The 20,225-nt window shown below is 37.9% G+C and carries 23 protein-coding genes; 9 read left to right on the top strand and 14 right to left on the bottom strand.

Annotation, left to right across the window (positions count from 1 at the left end; translation table 11 throughout):
- The first annotated feature begins 24 nt into the window (after window positions 1-24).
- Window positions 25-765 (top strand): type III pantothenate kinase, encoded by a 741-nt coding sequence (locus FTV17_RS09020; RefSeq protein ID WP_179999022.1) that lies wholly within the window; start codon window positions 25-27, stop codon window positions 763-765.
- Window positions 766-865: 100 nt separating this feature from the next.
- Window positions 866-1,333: a hotdog fold domain-containing protein gene (locus FTV17_RS09015; RefSeq protein WP_179999003.1), complete on the top strand. Its 468-nt coding sequence runs from the start codon at window positions 866-868 to the stop codon at window positions 1,331-1,333.
- 30 nt (window positions 1,334-1,363) lie between these two features.
- Here the strand turns inward: FTV17_RS09015 and FTV17_RS09010 are convergent, their stop codons facing one another.
- Together FTV17_RS09010 and ffh are read right to left on the bottom strand one after the other, a co-directional pair.
- A complete protein-coding gene (locus FTV17_RS09010) occupies window positions 1,364-1,918 on the bottom strand; it encodes an alpha/beta hydrolase (protein ID WP_179999002.1) in 555 nt (184 codons plus the stop codon).
- Window positions 1,919-2,041: 123 nt separating this feature from the next.
- Window positions 2,042-3,448 (bottom strand): signal recognition particle protein, encoded by a 1,407-nt coding sequence (gene ffh, locus FTV17_RS09005; protein WP_035269264.1) that lies wholly within the window; start codon window positions 3,446-3,448, stop codon window positions 2,042-2,044.
- Window positions 3,449-3,591: 143 nt separating this feature from the next.
- Between ffh and FTV17_RS09000 the strand changes: the two genes are divergently transcribed.
- From FTV17_RS09000 to FTV17_RS08970, 7 genes are all read left to right on the top strand, one after another.
- The gene (locus FTV17_RS09000; protein WP_179999001.1) at window positions 3,592-4,401 is read left to right on the top strand and encodes an inner membrane protein YpjD; all 810 of its coding nucleotides are present in this window, start codon (window positions 3,592-3,594) and stop codon (window positions 4,399-4,401) included.
- A gap of 360 nt (window positions 4,402-4,761) precedes the next feature.
- Window positions 4,762-5,175 (top strand): type IV pilin protein, encoded by a 414-nt coding sequence (locus tag FTV17_RS08995; RefSeq protein WP_179999000.1) that lies wholly within the window; start codon window positions 4,762-4,764, stop codon window positions 5,173-5,175.
- A gap of 1 nt (window position 5,176) precedes the next feature.
- A complete protein-coding gene (locus FTV17_RS08990) occupies window positions 5,177-5,704 on the top strand; it encodes a Tfp pilus assembly protein FimT/FimU (protein WP_179998999.1) in 528 nt (175 codons plus the stop codon).
- Complete coding sequence (locus FTV17_RS08985; protein ID WP_179998998.1) at window positions 5,676-6,122, top strand: type II secretion system protein; 447 nt, start codon at window positions 5,676-5,678, stop codon at window positions 6,120-6,122. The genes FTV17_RS08990 and FTV17_RS08985 overlap by 29 nt, the downstream gene beginning before the upstream one ends.
- Before the next feature lie 3 nt (window positions 6,123-6,125).
- The gene (locus FTV17_RS08980) at window positions 6,126-6,794 is read left to right on the top strand and encodes a PilW family protein (protein ID WP_179998997.1); all 669 of its coding nucleotides are present in this window, start codon (window positions 6,126-6,128) and stop codon (window positions 6,792-6,794) included.
- Window positions 6,795-6,808: 14 nt separating this feature from the next.
- Window positions 6,809-9,583: a polymer-forming cytoskeletal protein gene (locus tag FTV17_RS08975; RefSeq protein WP_179998996.1), complete on the top strand. Its 2,775-nt coding sequence runs from the start codon at window positions 6,809-6,811 to the stop codon at window positions 9,581-9,583.
- Between the two features lie 114 nt (window positions 9,584-9,697).
- Window positions 9,698-10,648 (top strand): tRNA-dihydrouridine synthase, encoded by a 951-nt coding sequence (locus tag FTV17_RS08970; protein WP_179998995.1) that lies wholly within the window; start codon window positions 9,698-9,700, stop codon window positions 10,646-10,648.
- A 10-nt stretch (window positions 10,649-10,658) separates the two neighbouring features.
- On the opposite strand, the gene FTV17_RS08965 is transcribed toward FTV17_RS08970, so the two are convergent.
- From FTV17_RS08965 to acnD, 12 genes are all read right to left on the bottom strand, one after another.
- Window positions 10,659-11,063, bottom strand: a complete 405-nt coding sequence (locus tag FTV17_RS08965) for an NUDIX hydrolase (protein ID WP_179998994.1) — start codon at window positions 11,061-11,063, stop codon at window positions 10,659-10,661.
- A gap of 73 nt (window positions 11,064-11,136) precedes the next feature.
- Window positions 11,137-11,601, bottom strand: coding sequence for a nuclear transport factor 2 family protein (locus tag FTV17_RS08960; RefSeq protein WP_179998993.1), 465 nt, complete (start codon window positions 11,599-11,601; stop codon window positions 11,137-11,139).
- A 235-nt stretch (window positions 11,602-11,836) separates the two neighbouring features.
- Window positions 11,837-12,175: a zinc ribbon domain-containing protein YjdM gene (locus FTV17_RS08955; protein ID WP_035269853.1), complete on the bottom strand. Its 339-nt coding sequence runs from the start codon at window positions 12,173-12,175 to the stop codon at window positions 11,837-11,839.
- Window positions 12,176-12,316: 141 nt separating this feature from the next.
- Window positions 12,317-12,697, bottom strand: coding sequence for a ribonuclease E inhibitor RraB (locus FTV17_RS08950; protein ID WP_179998992.1), 381 nt, complete (start codon window positions 12,695-12,697; stop codon window positions 12,317-12,319).
- Between the two features lie 166 nt (window positions 12,698-12,863).
- Complete coding sequence (locus FTV17_RS08945; protein WP_179998991.1) at window positions 12,864-13,529, bottom strand: RluA family pseudouridine synthase; 666 nt, start codon at window positions 13,527-13,529, stop codon at window positions 12,864-12,866.
- Window positions 13,530-14,047: 518 nt separating this feature from the next.
- A complete protein-coding gene (locus FTV17_RS08940; RefSeq protein WP_051586633.1) occupies window positions 14,048-14,251 on the bottom strand; it encodes a hypothetical protein in 204 nt (67 codons plus the stop codon).
- 245 nt (window positions 14,252-14,496) lie between these two features.
- Window positions 14,497-15,219 (bottom strand): hypothetical protein, encoded by a 723-nt coding sequence (locus FTV17_RS08935; RefSeq protein ID WP_179998990.1) that lies wholly within the window; start codon window positions 15,217-15,219, stop codon window positions 14,497-14,499.
- A gap of 37 nt (window positions 15,220-15,256) precedes the next feature.
- Window positions 15,257-15,829, bottom strand: coding sequence for a DUF4126 domain-containing protein (locus FTV17_RS08930; protein WP_179998989.1), 573 nt, complete (start codon window positions 15,827-15,829; stop codon window positions 15,257-15,259).
- A 118-nt stretch (window positions 15,830-15,947) separates the two neighbouring features.
- Window positions 15,948-16,154 (bottom strand): zinc ribbon-containing protein, encoded by a 207-nt coding sequence (locus FTV17_RS08925; RefSeq protein ID WP_257219919.1) that lies wholly within the window; start codon window positions 16,152-16,154, stop codon window positions 15,948-15,950.
- 30 nt (window positions 16,155-16,184) lie between these two features.
- On the bottom strand, window positions 16,185-17,075 hold the full coding sequence (locus FTV17_RS08920; RefSeq protein WP_179998988.1) for a hypothetical protein: 891 nt from the start codon (window positions 17,073-17,075) through the stop codon (window positions 16,185-16,187).
- 31 nt (window positions 17,076-17,106) lie between these two features.
- Window positions 17,107-17,391, bottom strand: a complete 285-nt coding sequence (locus FTV17_RS08915; protein ID WP_179998987.1) for a hypothetical protein — start codon at window positions 17,389-17,391, stop codon at window positions 17,107-17,109.
- Window positions 17,392-17,459: 68 nt separating this feature from the next.
- Window positions 17,460-20,075, bottom strand: a complete 2,616-nt coding sequence (acnD, locus tag FTV17_RS08910; protein ID WP_179998986.1) for a Fe/S-dependent 2-methylisocitrate dehydratase AcnD — start codon at window positions 20,073-20,075, stop codon at window positions 17,460-17,462.
- Window positions 20,076-20,225: the final 150 nt, after the last annotated feature.

Genomic DNA, 20,225 nt, shown 5'->3' with positions numbered 1-20,225 from the left:
AAAAGATAGGTCAGCGAATACATGATGAAACGTCTTTGGTTAGATATAGGCAATACGCGTTTAAAATATTGGATCACGGAAGGTGAGCAAATCTTGGAGCATGTGGCGGAGCTTCATCTACAATCTCCTGCGGACTTAATGTTGGGTCTCATCCAACACTTTAAATCTCAAAACCTATCAGAAGTCGGTATCTCATCTGTTCAAGACAAGAAAAATAACGATCGTATACTCAAAATTTTAAAACTGCTGGATATCCCAATTGTCGTTGCTAAAGTTCATCAAGAATATGCAGGACTCCAATGTGGATATACAGAACCGAATCAATTGGGTATCGATCGTTGGCTACAAGTTCTAGCGGTCGTCACCGATCCTCAAGAGAAATATTGCGTGATTAGTTGCGGAACGGCCTTAACAATTGATTTAGCAGATGGATTTACACATTTAGGGGGATATATCGTACCAAATCTCTATCTACAACGAGACTCACTTATTCAAAATACCAAAGGGATCAAAATCCCTGATGCTGCATTTGATGAGTTAAGTCCTGGGCAAAATACAATGGATGCTGTTCATCATGGTATTTTATTGGGATTGGTCAGTATGATCGAAAAAGTTTTAACAACATCTCCAAGAAAATTAATCCTTACAGGTGGAGATGCAGCACTTTTTGCTCAATATTTACAATCTTATGACCCAAAAATTGAAACCGATTTATTATTAAAAGGCTTACAACGCTATCTTGCTGTCGCGCAAAAAAAAACATAACTTGGTCATCAGGTCTGCTGAACTGAGTGTCTCTTAAAACAAAAAATTATTCACTCAGTATCAGTACACACATCCAAAATATAAAAGTAGGCTGAACAACATGAATAACAGGACGTTAAATGTTTGGAATATTGCGAAGAAACTTCCCTTAGGGAAAGTGCTTTTCAATCAAATGATTCAACTCAAAGCACCTTATTTCAAATCGATTCGCACGAAAATTATTGAATTGAGACCAGATTTTTGTCAGGTCCAGATGTCTAAAGAAAAAAGGATTTTAAATCACCTTGATACTGTACATGCGATTGCATTGTGTAATTTGGCAGAGCTTACTGGTGGTCTAATGACAGAAGTCACTCTTCCACCAAGTCATCGATGGATACCCGACGGTATGCAAGTCAACTATATTAAAAAAGCAACGACCGATTTAACAGCAGTTGCTTATCCTCTGACGCCAATTCAAGCGGGACAATCCATACCAAATAGATTTGTAGCGTGTGTCGAAGTCCATGATCAAAACCAAGCGCTTGTCTTTAGAGCAGAAATCAATATGTGGGTGACATCACGTTAAACACGTCAGTGAGAGCTTATAGCTTCTGAATTAATCTCGAATAATCTCAGCCCAGACCTCAGGCAATGCCGTACAACCTTCTGAATCAATAAAATGGCCTTGATGTTCAGCAGCAACGACATGTGCATCAATACTTTCAGCTTGCTGGAAACTAAATTTAGGCAGAACGCGCTCATCACCTTCAGAATAAATGACCACGCGATCATGAACTTGGTCACGAATGAGTTCAAAATCTATATCAGCAGCATCAATAAATGGATTGACTTGCTCAAGCCGCCCTAAACGTCCATTGAAACCAGCAACTAGAATTAATTTTTTGATTTTTTGGTTTAAAAGCACTTGGCTTAAGTAATGTAAAGTTGCAATACACCCGAGACTGTGAGCAACAAAAATTGTTTGATCATCAATTTGAGCTATTTGCTCTTTCATTTGTTGTTCCCACGTTCCTAATTGTGGCGTCTCAGAAGGATCTAATCTCAATACTTTTAATGGAATACCATACTGATCAGCTTGTTGTTGTATCCATGGAAACCAATTTTCTTCAGGGCTTGCCGTATATCCATGCACAACATAAACCTGTGTCATTTTCTTGCACTCTTGACTGTATTCTCAACATCATGAATTGATTATTTTTTAAACTAAATAGTAAGTTTGCAAAATTATGTAGCATGAAAAAAGGCGCCACAGCGCCTTTTTAAATTTTGGGAGTTATTTTGGATCTTTTCCACCAAATAACGGACCAACGCCACCGCCGCCACCAAATTTCTTTTGCATACCGCTTAATGATTTCATCATTTTCGCCATACCCGATGGATTCGCAAATTTTTTCATCATTTTTGCCATTTGGGCATGTTGTTTGATCAGCTTATTGACTTCAGCTACATCCATACCACAACCTGCTGCGATACGTTTTTTACGGCTTGGATTCATCAAGTCAGGATTGCGACGCTCTTTGATGGTCATCGATTGAATAATCGCTTCCATTTTCTTCACTTGCTTTTCAGGATTTGCTTGAGCAATCGCATCCTGAATTCCTGAGTTACTCATGCCAGGCAACTTGTCTAAGAAGCCCATCATACCGCCCATTTTATTCATTTGTTCAAACTGCATCAGCATATCTTCAAAGTTGAAGCTGCCGCCTTTTTGCAGTTTTTTCGCCATTTTTTCAGCTTTTTCTTTGTCGACTTTACGTTCAAGCTCTTCGACCAAAGAAAGAACATCACCCATACCTAAGATACGTTGTGCTACACGCTCAGGATGGAATGGTTCAAGGGCATCGAGTTTCTCCCCCATCCCCAAGAATTTAATAGGCTTACCAGTAATTGCACGAACAGAAAGTGCCGCACCACCACGCGCATCACCATCAGTTTTTGTAAGAATCACACCGGTTAAAGGCAATGCATCATTGAATGCTTTTGCTGTATTTGCAGCATCCTGACCGGTCATTGCATCTACAACGAACAGTGTTTCTGTTGGATTAATCGCTGCATGCAATTCTTTAATTTCGCCCATCATATCGTCATCGATATGTAAACGACCTGCAGTATCGACAATCAATACATCCGCAAATTGAATTTTGGCTTGTTCAATTGCTCGGTTTGCAATCGTAATTGGCTTTTCATCAGCACTTGATTCAAAGAAAATCGCGCCGACTTCACCTGCTACAGTCTGGAGCTGCTTAATCGCCGCAGGACGATAGACGTCGGCAGAAACCATTGCGACTTTTTTCTTTTGACGCTCTTGTAAAAAACGAGCTAATTTTGCAGCAGTCGTCGTTTTACCTGCACCTTGTAAACCAGCCAATAAAACAACAACGGGAGGCTTTGCAGCAAGATCAAGACTTTCATTTGCCTCACCCATCATTTTGGTGAGTTCATCATGAACAATTTTGACGAATGCTTGGCCTGGAGATAACTGTGACATCACCTCTTGACCTAATGCCTCTTCCTTAACTTTCGCGATAAATTCACGAGTTACAGGAAGTGCAACATCGGCTTCAAGAAGTGCCATACGCACTTCACGTAACGTATCTTTAATATTGTCTTCGGTCAGTTGCCCAGAGCCAGTAACATTTCTTAAACTCTGCGTGAGTCGTTCTGTTAAGGTATCAAACATTGCAAAATCCGCTTAAAATGGTTGTTGCAAAAAAATCTTTCTTAAAATAGAAAATTTATGCATAAGATGCTATAGGATACTGTAGTTCGTTTGGAATTTATATCTTATTAGATGAATATTCAGCATCCATAAAAAGGTTTGACATGATTAGCCTCCCTTTGGTTTACACAATTTTAGCATTGATCGCTTATACCACTGCCTTTTGGTATTTATTTACCCATTTAATGACTAAACGTGTCCCTAATCATTGGTTTATCAGTCTCGTAGCTGGATTAGGCTTGATCTTGCATGCTGTCGTCTTATTGATAGATATGAAAACGCCTTTCGGCATTAACTATAATGTTTTTAATCTCCTTTCATTTACTTCAGCACTCATGCTGTTATTGAGCCTGCTTTATAGCACTTATCGACCTGTACTTGCGCTGAATCTGATTGGCATACCAGTAGCTGCATTGGGTTTAATTTTAGGCTATTCCCTGAGCCAACCTATACTTACACTTAAACAGAACACGCTTGGACTTGATGTCCATATTATTTTGTCACTCTCAGCTTATGCAGTGCTATTAATGGCAACAATTCACGCAGTTTTGTTGTGGTTACAAGATCGTGAGTTAAAAAACAAACAGAAACATCGTGTTTGGGTAAATCTATTACCCTCCTATCAAGCAATGGAATCTTTGTTATTCGATATGCTTGTTACAGGTTTCATTTTATTAAGTACTGCACTTATCTTCGGTTTTTTTACAATTGATGATTTTTTTGCACAACATTTGGCACATAAAACAGCGTTTAGTATTGTCTCTTGGTTTGTTTACGGTGCACTTTTATTTGGACATTATCGTTTTGGTTGGCGCGGTCAAAAAGCGAGACGCTTTACCATTATTGGTTTTATTTTACTTGCAATAGGCTTTATTGGATCAAAATTTGTATTAGAAATGATTCTAGGAAAATAACCATTGTGTGATTTAAATCACAATAAATAATAATAATTAAATAAATATCACATCATATTAAATTTTATATATTTTAAATACATTTAAAATATAGGTAAATAAATTTTAAGTATAAATAAAATTTTATATCAAAAATATCAATTAAAATCAATTACTTAAAATAAAAAAACCACATTAAGCCTTCATGATGATTTAATAAATAATAGTTAATATTATTTGAATTATTTAATTAATTAATATTAATAATCTATTCATCGCTTAATAGCCCCCATTAATCTCCTATAAGTTGTTATTATTTAGGTTAGTAACTAATGTTACAGTTAGTAAATGGATATTTTTGATGATTATTTTGGGGTATGTATGAAATTGCAAAAAGGTTTTACCTTAATCGAATTAATGATCGTCATCATTATTGTTGCAATCTTGGCCGCAATTGCAGTACCTAGTTATCAAAACTACGTCACCAAAGCCAAAATCAAAGAAGCACAGTCCAATTTAATCGCACTTTCATTAGGTGCTGAAAATGCATATCAAAGAACACTAAACTACCCTAAAGAAACCTTGTCAAATACCAATGCAGTAAAAACTAAATTTACAACTTGGAATCCGAGTTCTGATTCATTTAATTTTACGTACACTTCATCAGATGGTGTGAATTATGCGGTTCAGGCAATTGGAGCTGAAGCAAGAGTTTTAGGTTGTACATTAACACTCAAAAATGATGGAACTCGTACCGTGTCCGGTTGTGGTTCATATACTGACTGGGTGAAATAATATGCAAAATACTGGTTATAGAAAACAACTTGGTTTCACGCTGATCGAACTAATGATTACGATCGTTGTACTGGCTATTTTGTTATTTGTAGGTACTTCTTTAACCAGAGCTTGGGTAGATCAAAGTCATGTTGATGGAGCGCTAGCAGCTATTAAAAATGCGACTTATCAAGCCCGTTCTGCAGCAATTCGAAACACGAATAATCAAGAGTCTTCACTTGCAGCAGCATCTGTTTGTATAGATAAAACCCATCAAGAAATTAGAGTCATTCGTGTTGCTAAGGACAATACTGATGCGTGTTCAACGAGTGACAGTAACACACCTGACCAAAACTACATCCTTCAAAAAATCCCCTATGCATCGAATGTATTTTTCAAAGTAAACAATACAGAGTTTTATTGTCTATCTTTTAACTCGAATGGGATGTTAGTCGCTGCAAGTTCACCATCGGCTACGTGTAATTCAAATTTAAATTTAACCATTATAGTTGAGAAGAATAATGAAAGTGCAGAAATTCAAATCAACTAATCAACGTGGTTTCACATTGTTGGAGTCACTTGTTGGTTTACTTATATTCTCAATTATTGTTTTTGGTAGCGGTTTAGCAATCAGTAAAATGTTGAACACGCAACGATACATGAATATTGACAATATAGTGATAAACGAACTGCAAAATCGTTTACAAACCATCACTATATCAAATGACTCAACTGATGTTTGCGCTTCGTTCAATAACCAACCTGCCGTGAGTAAATCATTCACGTTAAATGGCAATACCTACTACATTTATTGCAATTTGAATTCTGAAAATATGAGTGAAACGAGCGGTGTCGCGGGCACAAAAATTACATGGCCTGTATTAGCCGCCAGCACTAATGAATCTCATGCCAAAACCTGTGCTGAAGGCAGTATAGATGGTTTAGATTGTTATCGAGTCGGGAGATAAATCATGAGTCAAAAAGGATTTACACTCGTTGAATTGATGGTTGGCTTGGTCATAGCCATGCTATGTATGATCATGATGCTCATGCTTTTTAAACAAACGACTCAAATTGGTATTAGTTCTTCTCGTGATTCGGAATACGATGCTCAAATACGAACAGCATTATCAGTTGCACAGAAGCTCGTTCAAAATGCAGGCTATGGTTCAGGAAAAACATCAGATATTGCTGTAGGAGTGGACACTCAAAATTTACCTGCTGTTTTCTGGCGAATGAATCCAGATCCTGTAACAAGCTTAATGTCTGCAAATACAACGATTAGTTACAACTGTGAAGCATTAACTCAAGAAAAAGAAGGTGATACATATCGCTTAATCTTTCTTAAAAAGAATAACTGTGGTTCTGAAGCAGTATTAAATATTGAAACTTTTAGCCAACCTGATGAAAAACAGCATATTGTTTCCTTTAAGACCTTAGAAACAGGCACCGTTTTTAACTTTGTATTAACACCGGGAAATTGTACACCTTTTGGAATTGATAAAAACAACTCCAAAGGTACGCGCCAACTGACGATTACTGCTAATCGTCAATACGCAGATGCAGATGAAATGCAAAATTCAAACATTGGTCAAACAGTGAGTAATACTGTTTGTCTGAATAACATTGTTAACCTTTAAGAGCGAGATTAAAGATGAATAGTTTAAGAAAGCAGCAAGGCATGGCCACTATTCTTTTGGTCTTGCTCATCGGGCTTACAGTGATGATCATAACATCGACTGTTGCAAAATCACTCATCTCCAACAAAGAAGCAAATGTAGCTGCGCATGCACAAACCAACGTACAACTCATGGGATGGTCAGGTGTTAGTGCCTTTCGTGAATATTTATTAAAAAAATATAAGGATACCGATATTAATGACTTTCGCCAAAGCTTATTAAATACAGGTGAAATTCAGCTTTTAAATGATGATACCAACCAACGTTATGTCACGGTTGAAGTAAAAGATGTAAAAGGTTGCAATGGTTTAACCAATAACCCAGATGGTTCTACTGGAACCAAATGCATTGTAATCGCAAATATTATGTCAAAAAGTGGGTCAGCTCAATCAGCTACTACGATACAAGCAATCTATGATCTTGCAGCAGACCTGATTAAGTACAAGAGTGTTATTAATTTCACTGGTCAAACATTTATGTCTGGCACTACTATATCCGGCGAAGATCCAACTAAACCAGATGAATATGTCGAACTGAATGTCGATGGTGGCAGCCTGTCCTTACAAGCGGGTTTCAAAATCCAAAATATCAAAAACTTAACTATTAACGTTAAGAAAGACAAAGATGGTAAAGGTGGAAATGTCTATATTGATTGTTTAATTGATGCCTGTGGTACAAGAAATGGGGCTGTAATTAACATCAATGCTGAGGGCTATGTTCACATTATTAACGGCGGAAATTTTGGCAATATTTCATCTGGTGAGTGGGTTAAACTGTTAACCAATGTCAAAGCAGAAAATATTAAAGCACTTGGTGATGTCACACTTTCTCTTGGTTCTAAAGCTCAAAATATTTCCACTGACGGAAATATTAGTCTTACAGAAGGAGGCTACGCTGCAAACTTACATACCAATAAAGATGTAACACTACGCACGAATGTTAAAGTGTCTTCTATCACCACACACCAAGGGAATGTCAATATTTCCGTTTCTAGTAAAGTCAACGGAAATGTCATGGCAGGTGGCAACGTAACAATGATCGGAACTAGTGTTGTTACGGGTGATATTACATCAGGCGGGAAAGTTAATATTTCTAGTAGTGACGTTAAGGGCAGTGTAAGAGCCAAAGAATTTATTGACCTTGATACCTTCTCCAAAATTGAACAATCGGCCTATGCTCACAATCAGTCGAAACAAGGGATTGGCGCGTACAAGGCTGGAGTCCGCTTAAGTACGAGTTGGATTGGTGGAAATGTGTATTCTAACGGTCCATTACGCTTACTAGATGGTCTTATTGCTGAAGACGTAAAAGGTGATGTCTATCTTGCCAACTTTAGTACTTCAAACCAGAATGGTGTAGTTGAAGGATTTACGAATGCAATTAGTGGAAAAATTTATGAAAAACTCACAAGCATCCCTCAGCTCAGTACTTTTCCAGATATTCCTAAATATGACGTTTCTGAAACCATAGCCAGTATTCAAGAAGCAATTCAAAATATGACGTTTGAAACCAGAGTCGATGTTCGTCAATATCGAAGTGATGCAAACTATATTTTCGTACGTGAATATGGTGCTGCTCGCGTATATTTAAATCATCTTCGCAATGAGAGCTCTAAAATCACTTACATGTATGAGTATGACGCTACTAATAATATTCACAAACAGTTTGCTGTAGATGTTTCAGGCAATAAAACTCAAATCATGAAAATTGACCCTGAGAGCTCCAACTCAGGCTCACGAGGTTTCTATTTAGGGAAATACACCTTGAATAGCAAAGATTATGTCGGTGCTATTTGTGAAACTATTCATGAAGAACAGGTCATGACCAATAGTTCAGGGCTACGTACTGAGCATAAGAGCGGTTATTGTACGAGTCAAATTATTGGATATCTTCCACGGGTCAGCTTAGACTTCAATGGTCTTGATGGTAAAGATCGTTATATATTTGGCTGGCCTAAAGATTATGACTATACATTACCAAACACTTGGTATATTCGCTCAATGGATACATCTACATTCGATAACGCAAGTTTTGCTCCAGGTATTCTGTATTTCGAAGGTAAATTAATTATTTCTGGTAAAGCGAATCTTGCGGCAGATAGTACTGATTCTGTATTCACCAATACTTTCCTTGCTGAAGGTGATATTGATGCGATTGCGATGTCTCCCCGTATTTATTCGCCTCGTAATATTACGCGAAATCCAAATGCAACAGATGCCTTAATTTGTTCACGTAACTTAGGCACTACGTCTAATACTAAGTTTAGTGTTAGTCCACCTGCAACAACACCTGCAACTTTATCGAACAAATTCTTGACGCCAGTGAATTTGTGCCAAGATGCGAATACGATGTATAAAAATACCAATAGATTACCTAACGGTACGCTTGATACAGTGACTATTGATAATAAAGAAATAACAAAGTTAGAACTTGGTTTAGTTGCCTTGATGTCTAATCAAGTTGTGCGTATTGGTGCATGTGCACAAATTTATGGTGACGTATTAGCAAGAAGTAATGTTGAAGGTAGTGCAGCATGTGGTATCGGTGAAAAAAATGGAATCTTTGGTAATATCAGTTCTCAAGGTGTCCCACCGTATACTAGTGTTCAACAACACAATACAATGGGTGCTGGTACAAATATTTATATTCCCAAAAATGAATATAAAAATTTAAATAAAGTTGACGATGTGAATGCAAATGATTTCATCGCCATTAAAAATGCAGACCTACAATGGGCTAAATATCAATAATTGGAAGCGAATAGCCCAAACATACGTTTGGGCTTTTTTTTGTGTGAAATTTCTGACTAGACAAGCTATACAAAACACCGTATAACACCGTTTTTCCCATATTCAGGTGACCAAGTGAAACTCGTTTTAGCACCCATGGAAGGTTTAACTGATCCCATCATGCGTGATGTTCTCACACATGTCGGCAGCTTCGACTGGTGTGTAACTGAGTTTATCCGTGTCACTGATTCTGTCCTTCCAGATCATATCTATCATTCTTACTGTCCCGAATTATTGAACGATGGCAAAACAGCAGCAGGAACACCCGTTCATGTTCAATTTTTAGGGAATAATCCAACCATGTTGGCTGCCAATGCCGTTCGAGCGGTGGAGTTAGGTGCACCTGCAATTGATATGAATTTTGGCTGTCCAGCTAAAACAGTTAACCGACATCGAGGTGGTTCAGTATTATTGGATGAGCCAGAAACAGTGTATCAATTGGTTAAAGCTGTACGTGATGCAGTGCCTGCTGAAATACCAGTTTCAGCAAAAATGCGTTTAGGTTATCTGGATCGTAACTTCACCCTCGAAAATGCACATGCTATAGAAGATGCAGGTGCAGCTTGGGTGACCGTTCATGCACGCACTAAAGCAGATGGTTATACCCCACCCGCTTTTTGGGATCAACTTCAACCCATTCGTCATGCGCTTAGCATTAATGTGATAGCCAATGGTGAAATCTGGAATAACCAAGATGCGCGCCAGTGTTTAATAGAGTCAGGTTGTGAAGATCTAATGATTGGTCGTGCAGCAGTGACAACACCCGATGTCACACAATGCATCCGACAAAATAAAGACGAAGCGATATTACAATGGAGTGATTTAATTACACTCCAAATTCGCTTCTTAAATGGTTCTTATAAAAAAGAAATGAATATGGTCGGACGTTATAAGCAATGGCTAGGTATGATGTCTAAACATTATCCTGAAGCAAAACTGTTATGGGATGAGGTGAAACGTCTGAAACAAGTAGATGAAATCATTGCTAAGCTCAATCATTTTCAAAACATTATGCCAACTGTCTAATTTCTAAATTCTAGAATGAATAACTCCGAACTTCACCTTGAAAATTCAGACAGTCTTGAACGCGAATGCGTTGAACATCAGACAGTTGCTCTGGACTAAACCATGCATATTCCGTATGTTCCTTAGAGAGTTGAATTTGGGCGTTATTTTGAATCATGCATCTAAAGATAAAGGTATGTGAGTTTACATGTGCGTGATAGTAGACTCCAGATAAATACTGAATGCTTACATCACAACCTATTTCTTCTTTACACTCTCTGAGCAAAGCTTGATGTATGGTTTCACCTTGATCTAAACCACCACCAGGCAATCCCCAACTGTAATTGGCATAGTTTGCTTTCAGTAATAAAACTTGCCCCTCAGTATTGGTGATCACCGCATGAGAACTTAAACGATATAAATCATGAAATCCCATGATGTGTCTCCAAAATTTAACTCATTCATGAAAGATAACATTGTTAAGGCTCATTTGAATGTAAAATAATTGGCTAAACCACCAGCCGTAATTTAGATTTATCCTTCAAGATGATAGCCTTTCCCGTTGCTAAGTCTACAGGCATAGAAATATGTTGGTGTACCATCACCCATTGTTCATTGGTTTTTTGTAGACATAATGTTGTACGACACCAAGGCATTTGCAGCTGACCTTTTAAGGCTTTATGTTCCACTTTAGAGTGACAATGTAATACAACCAAATGATCACTCGCATGCACTTTTACATCACGGCGAGTGATTTGCATTCCATCGAAGAAATAGGGGCTAAATTTTTGCCATTCTTTTCGATAAGCTTCAGCTCCCTCAAGTTGGGTGCTGACATCAAACATACTTACATTTTGCGCACATTTTTCGATTAACGCATCAACATTATTACCCACTAATGCTGAATCCCATTCTTTTAATTGCGCTAATACTTCATGAGCAGCAACAACATTACCCTCAATCTGAATAGACATGATGTGACCTTATTGTTATTAGTGTGATAAAGTTAACACTTTTAAAGAAAAAACTGTAATGTTATTTTGTGCCAAGCAAAGAAATTTTTATTCTAATTTGTATCTGAAATTCAATTTAAATTGATAAAAAACAACCATTATTTATTAAAACTTATCATTATGATCAGAAAACCAACGACGAGTTATTATCACATAAAAAAATTGGCCCCAGTTTCACTGAAGCCATTATAAAAGCTTATGCTTTCTTTACATATTCGGACTTAAGTTTCATTGCGCCAAAACCATCTACTTTACAATCAATATCATGACCATCCGTTGCATCTGGTAACAAACGAATACTTTTGGCTTTAGTACCGACTTTGATTACGGATGATGAACCTTTAATTTTTAAATCTTTGATAACCGTTACGGTATCGCCATCTGCAAGAAGATTGCCATTTGCATCTTTGATCTGAACCACTTCTTCAAGTGTCTCTCCTTCTTTCCATTCATGTGAACATTCTGGGCAGATCAAGAGGTCCCCATCTTCATAAGTATATTCAGAGGAACATTTTGGGCAATTTGGCAAAGACATAAAAAATCCAAAAAATTAAAAAAATTTTGCTCAATATACCACTTTCATGTCGTGAATAGAAAAAAACCTTAAATTTTGTAAGGTTTAAATAAAAAAACCTAAGTTCAATCACTTAGATTCTTTTATTGGCTCTAGCCTTATTTAGCTTTGAAACTCATCTTCTATATCTTCATCATCATATACATATGCCATACATCCCCATCCGTCGTACTCACCGTCATAGTCATTGGCTATTTTGGTAAACCACTCTTCCAAATCCACAATATCTGAGTATTCTGGCTCCATGTACACATAAATCGTGATAATCCATTCTGCGGACTCAGACTCTTCATCAATGAATAAACTGATCTTTTGTTCTTCCTGAAGCAAGAACAAGGCACATTTTTCAGCTTTTTCTTTAGAGCTAAAAGCAATGGAGTACTCAATCTCATGCGGCTCGCTTAAATCATCTCCATCCTGGAACATTTGCCACAGTACATCGCCATTATCATCATTTGGAAACTGTTCTAAATCACGGCTCATACGTTCATCCTTATTGTGGTTATTGCGTATACAGTATCCTACAGTAGCCTATATTTATTTCATTTTGGAGAAGAATTCATTAGAAATTGTTCTTAAACTTATATGATCCTAATTGCTAAATTTTATTAAGGCACTCACATTACATATTCTGCTTGAAGCGTTTCATTCAAAATGGAACTTCACTCACAATTTTAATTTCAAAACCACTCAACGGTTGTTGAAACTCTAAATAACTTGCATGCAAAGCCATACGCCCTAAATCACTGAGTTTAGGGTTTGGATGATAGAGTTTATCACCTGTGATCGGATGACCTATGGCTTGCATATGTACGCGTAATTGATGTGAACGCCCCGTAATTGGCGTCAACAACACACGACTAACATCTAGATGTGCATCATAAGCGACCAATTCAAACAGTGTTAAGGCCGGTTTTCCAAGTTCAAAATGAACGATTTGTTTCGGTCTGTTTTCCCAGTCCGTAATTAAAGGCAAGTCTACTTGTCCCTGTTGTGCAATTTTACCTTGCACCAATGCCACATAATTTTTTTTCACGGTGCGCGCTTGGAACATTTTGCTCACAGCCACTTCAGCATCGCGATGTTTTGCAAACATCAAAATTCCAGAGGTTGCCATATCTAGACGATGGGTAATTTTTGCATTTGGATATTGAGCTATCACTCTTAAATACGCACTGTCATGATGCTCAGGCAAGCGTCCTGGCACAGACAATAATCCTGCTGGTTTATCAATGACCACCAAATCATCATCTTCATAGACGATGTTAAGTGGACCTTGAGGTGGCATATATACAAAATTATCGTCTAAAGGCATGTGAATAAAGCATTTCTTTGGGATGCGGAAAAATAGCAACTGATCAACACAGTGTCAATTTATAAGATGAACGATTTGAGAATTGAGAATTGAGAATTGAGAATTGAGAATTGAGAATTGAGAATTATAATTTTTTTAATAGAATTTTGAGGGTGTCAGGGAAAACATGTTGTTTACTTCAACTATTATAACTTTGTAAGTTATAACCCTATTGCCTATAAATTTCTGGTTTATAGCGTCCTAAGCCGAATCAAGACCTTTTGGGTAAGTACTACACGCACGCTGTACGCAACTGGTAGCAATCTACTCTTTTCGATCCCGTCACACCCTTGAGATATATAATAGCGAGACAGTGTCGGGATTAATTTCCTAAGATTAACGAATTTCAGCATCGAATAAAAAAATATTTCATGTCACCTTATAAATATAATATTTTTTCCCAAATAGGCTCATTGATACACTTTTTTTAGCGATTTTTAGCTAAATATTGCAATTAAAATTCAAGTTGACCTTCCATTTTAGAGACTGGCTTGAATCCAAGATGCAATGCTCCACCACAACATCATGGCAAACATGCCACACATAAGATTAGCGAGTACTTTTTGTAGTTGAGATAATTCAGATTTGTAAATTTTGAGGTTAATTGTATAAGCAATTGCACCGAGTGCACCACCCACAGCACCACCAATAATCAGTAGTAACAACGGCCAGCCTGCCATCATGTGGACTTTAAAAGGAAGTTTTGCGCGGGATTTTTCTTGTACTGTATTCACAGGGTGATCCTATAAGTTTATTTCAGTCTTCAATGAGCTTAAGTGCTATAAATCTAAAGCAAGCTTTAGACCAATGCTGAGCTAAAATAGCTGTAAAATTGATCGTATTTTTTAAATATTTAAACAATCTCACTTAAAAATCAAAGATATAGTTTGTTCAGAAATCTGTAAATTCAATTCATCCATTGAATAATTTAGATATTTGCTTGAACAAACGTCAGAATGATAAACAATATAACAGCTAAACCCATTAAAGGCTGTTTAGGCGCAATACTGTTAATTAATTTGGCAATTCTCTGAGCACTCAGCATAAATAATAGAAAAATCAGTAGTGTTGGTAGCGAAATCACCCACATTATTATGTAATAGATGACAAATAAGCTTGTCAAAATAAGACTACCTACAAGCCCCATAATAATTGGATGATGCATCCCGCTCGGTTCCAAATGCAGTGTCTGTGCGAGCGTGTTGTATATCTGAACAAATATTGCTGTAAAATTTAATGAAAAAAGATGGTCCATTATTCCTGCAATAAAAGGCGTTACACTTAAAAAAGCAACTTGCTTTGCCATCGAAAGGATCATGTTTTTATGGTCAATTGTCCAGGTCAAAGACAACCAAACAAATATACAAGCAACGAATGCAGCGGACAGAAGATGAAGCAAATAAATTTGTGAAGGCCATAATTTTTGGATAACGAGAAATATAATGATAAAAATTATAGATAAGTAACCATGAATCTTCTTCAACAAAAATAAGCCTGATTTTGCATTTGAATCTTTGAGCTTGTGATTCCAATTTGAAAATTTTTTTTCAATATTTTGTAAAAACCCATCAATCTTTGGATTCTGTCTAATCAGATCACCCAAAAAGTAAAGCCCAATTAAAACTTGAAAAAATGCCAATATATTTTTCATTCTTTATCCGAGTATTTTTAATACTTCTTTTATAAATTTACTGAGCATCAGCTTGACGCTGCTTTTTCTTTTTGAACCAACGTACTGCCCAAACCACACCAATTAGTAAAACGATCACCACCAATACGGGTATAAAGAATGACAATACGGAAATCACCAATGCGCTGACCCACTCACCTGTAGATACCACAGGATTTGCCACGCCACCCGTGGTTGCGGTCGATACACCCCGTGCTGCCACTGTCCCAAGTTGCACCGCTCCTGCTGTTCCACCACCAACGATGATTGCAGCAGCCCAACTTGCAAATTGCGACATTTCACCAGAGCTTACAGCCATGGTCGTCAATGTTCCAGCCACTATCGCGGCAGGTGTTGCGATGGTATCAAGTAAGTTATCTACCCATGGGATGTAATAAGCACCTATTTCACACAGTGTGGCAAAACCGAGTGCAATACAGACTGATGGCATCGCCAACCATTCAAAACCTTTGATGGGTTCAAAAATGCCCATAATAGCGGCAATACTCATCACCAATAAGGGAACAAATACGCGGAAGCCACATGCAGCACTCAATCCTATACCAAGACATAAACCGAGTATTGTTTCCATAGCAAACCTTTTTATTTATATGTTTTTAATTTTCTTAAGGTAACAAAAAAGCCCTATGGTGTAATAGGGCTTTTGTTTAAAACAGTGGTGTCTGTTTTAGTGTGTTTGCTTGAGCGAATTATTTTTTAAATTGATTGCTTAAGCATTTGGTACACGGTGGTAAACGATCAGTACCAATTTCTAAGTAAGCACGATGCCCACATTGAACGCAAAAATAGAAACCTGTTCCCGGTTTAGAGCCAGCTGTAACCATTTTTGTTCTCCGTATAATTTTAGAAATGGTGAGATCACTATAACGGAGAATGAATGACTTTTTATTGTCCATTTCAACAGATGATGATGGCATTTTTGCAACTTATAAATACCCTACAAGCATAGGTATATATGTTGCTAGAAATGTTAACACCGTGACATGATTGGATGCAAAAGCCATTAAATCCTTATAATTCTCATTATATTCTTCTTTCCCAACAGAATTACCTAAAGATTCAATTCTCTTTTCAAGTTCTAATACAATTTCCTCCTCAAGATCAGATTTCTTTAAACTCCTTAGAAGTTCAATAAAATCTGAAGGAATTTGTGAACTACTTGTTGCCTGATGAATAGTACTTTGATGATTCCCTGAAGCTAAATTGCCAACACTTCCTGAAATATTAATATTAAAAATTTGGCTAATTTTATCTTGAGAGATTGGATTCGAGATTAATGAAGCTTCGCCTGCTTCAGGATTGATCGCTTCGATTTCAAGAGCAAAATTCAAAATTCTAGTTTTTACAGTATCAACAATACCTATCACTGAAGCGATAGAAATTATTTTCCAAGCCTGTATACAATTTAAATTTGTATACATATTTGAGCCATATTTAGCCAAAATTATAGGATTCCAACTTTGCGTAAGATACCCCTCTCCATCATTGATAAAACCTTCTACCGTGGCAATTGGTTGATTAAATTGAGCTCTTAAAAGGTCATCTTTTAATTTTTCAGGAAGCCCGTGCATTGGCATGTCTGCATTAGATAGACTTGAACCAAAACTTCCTACAAAGTTTCCCTTAGAAGCTACTTGTAATACTCTATAAAGAGGTAGTACCTCTTCATCTGGATATCCATTTAATTCTGATTCCACCCATTTTTTAAAACTATCATTACCTAAACGATAGGAAAGAATCTTACATTTCCTCAATAAATCAGAAACTTTGACATCTGTATTTACTGCATCATTTTGAATTTCTCTTAATAAAGACATTGTCATTTTCCATTACATATCTGCTTATCTTTCAAAAATATTCTACTTTGATTGATTTAAAATTAAGTAAAGCCCTATTTCCACTATCATCAGTAACATTAATAACATGTTGCTCTTGCTTTAAAACTTCATATACCTCTTCCAAAGTATCTAACTCAACTTTATTAATGGCATAGTTTGTAGGATTTAAAGCATAAGCCCCCCTTCTAATATTTAAAACATATTTACTATTTTTATTCTTTTTAGCTTTAAAGACTTTTCCAAAAGCCCCTCCTCTAGTACCAATAGCATAGAGGTTTTTAATTAACTTCGACATTTCTAAATCCAAACAAAAGAGCCCATACAATATGGGCTCTTTTTTATTCAAATTCAATCAAATACCAATCAAACATTCCCTTCCAAGAAATCTTGTGCAAAGCGTTGCAATACCCCACCCGCTTCATACACAGACACTTCTTCTTCGGTATCTAAACGACAGGTCACAGGCACTTCAATCGTTTGATTTTTACCATCCGCCGTTGAGCGCTCAATAACTAAAGTCAAAGTCGAACGAGGTGCAATATTCCCAATCACGCTATACAGCTCAGTACCATCCAAACCTAAAGTTTTACGGTCAGTTCCTGCCTTAAACTCAAGCGGTAACACCCCCATACCGACCAAGTTAGTACGGTGAATACGCTCAAAACCTTCCGCCACAATGGCTTCTACACCTGCAAGGCGTACACCTTTCGCAGCCCAGTCACGACTAGAACCTTGACCGTAGTCTTTACCTGCAACAATGATCAAAGGCTGTTTACGGTTCATGTAGGTTTCAATCGCTTCCCACATACGCATCACTTCGCCTTCAGGCTCTACACGTGCTTTAGACCCTTGCTTAATTGTACCGTCCGAACGCACTACCATTTCGTTATACAATTTCGGATTGGCAAAGGTCGCACGTTGCGCGGTTAAATGGTCACCACGGTGCGTTGCGTATGAGTTAAAGTCTTCCTCAGGCACGCCCATTTTATGTAGATATTCACCTGCTGCCGAATCCATCATAATTGCATTCGATGGTGATAAATGATCCGTAGTGATGTTATCGCCTAAAATCGCAAGCGGACGCATATTGGCTAAAGTGCGTGGTGCAGCAAGTGCACCTTCCCAATATGGCGGACGACGGATATACGTACTTTGCGGACGCCAGTCATACAATGGGCTTGCCGCTTGAACCTTTTCACCCAAATCAAACATTGGGATATACACTTTCTTAAATTGCTCAGGTTTAACCGCAACTTTTACCAAAGCATCAATTTCTTCGTCAGATGGCCAAATGTCTTTGAGGTAAATTGGGTTGCCATCTTTATCATGACCTAAAGCATCCGTTTCAATGTCAAAGCGGATGGTTCCTGCAATTGCATATGCCACAACCAATGGAGGAGATGCCAAGAACGCTTGTTTTGCATAAGGATGAATACGACCATCAAAGTTACGGTTACCCGATAAAACCGCCGTTGCGTATAGGTCACGGTCGATAATTTCTTGTTGGATTTTTGGATCTAACGCACCTGACATCCCGTTACATGTGGTACATGCATACGCCACGATACCAAAACCGAGTTTTTCTAAATCACCGAGTACACCTGCTTCTTCTAAATACAATGCTGCGGCTTTAGAACCCGGTGCAAAAGATGATTTCACCCACGGCTTACGCACTAAGCCTAACTCATTTGCTTTACGAGCAAGCAAGCCTGCTGCCACTGTATTACGTGGGTTTGATGTATTGGTACATGATGTAATTGCAGCGATGATGATTGCACCATCAGGCATTAAGCCTTCTGCTTCTTGCGCACGTGCTGCTTCTAAATTGCCTGCGATGCCTTGGGCTTTTAAATCACTTGTTGATACGCGTGCATGTGGGTTTGATGGCCCTGCAATATTACGAGTGACTGTAGATAAATCAAAACGGAGTACACGTGGGTACTCAGCTTTAGTCATGTCACTTGCCCAAAGACCAATTTCTTTGGCATAGTTTTCAACAAGTTTAACCTGTTCAGGCTCACGACCTGTCAACGTTAAATAATCAATGGTGTTTTGGTCGATATAGAACATCGCAGCCGTTGCACCATATTCAGGGGTCATGTTTGAGATGGTCGCACGGTCACCAATCGACATGGTGTCTGCACCTTCACCAAAGAACTCTAAATATGCGCCAACCACACGCTCTTTACGCAAGAATTCCGTCAAAGCCAATACGATATCAGTTGCAGTAATGCCCGGCTTACGCTGACCAACAAGCTCTACACCAATAATGTCAGGTAAACGCATCCAAGATGCACGACCAAGCATGACATTTTCAGCTTCTAAACCACCGACACCAATCGAGATCACGCCCAAAGCATCCGTATGCGGTGTATGAGAGTCTGTTCCCACACACGTATCAGGGAAAGCCACGCCACCACGGTTTTGAATCACTGGAGACATTTTCTCCAAGTTGATTTGATGCATGATGCCATTACCCGCAGGAATCACATCAACATTTTCAAATGCCGTTTTGGTCCACTCAATAAAATGGAAACGATCTTCATTACGACGATCTTCCACTGCACGGTTTTTCTCAAATGCATCAGGGTCGAAACCACCATATTCCACTGCTAAAGAATGATCGACAATCAGCTGTGTCGGTACAACAGGGTTGACTTTAGATGGATCCCCCCCTTGATCAGCAATCGCATCACGCAAGCCTGCGAGATCGACAAGAGCCGTTTGGCCTAAAATGTCATGACACACGACACGTGCAGGATACCAAGGAAAATCATGATCTTGTTTACGGTAAATCAACTCTTTTAAAGATTGCTCTAAAATTGCTGGATCACAACGACGTACCAGTTGTTCTGCAAGTACTTTCGATGTGTAAGGTAATTTTGCATATGCGCCTGGCTCAATATCTTCAACGGCTTGACGCACGTCAAAATATTCAAGCTGGGTACCTTGCAGTGGTTTACGGTAGTTGTTATTCATCGCGTTCCTGCCTTGCCTTGAGCATCTTTTTTCTAAACTTTCTAAACATTTTGTTGTTGATGAGACTTCATCATTTGTGATGGCATAGTACACTGCTGAAAGTCCATTTCCCAAATCTTATATATTTCATCCACTTAGGTACAAAAAATA

This window comes from Acinetobacter sp. YH12239 (genome assembly GCF_013417635.1).
In the GTDB taxonomy this organism is placed as follows: Bacteria; Pseudomonadota; Gammaproteobacteria; order Pseudomonadales; family Moraxellaceae; genus Acinetobacter.
Note: the sequence above shows the minus strand (reverse complement) of the source record. Positions and strands in the feature narration are given on the sequence as shown.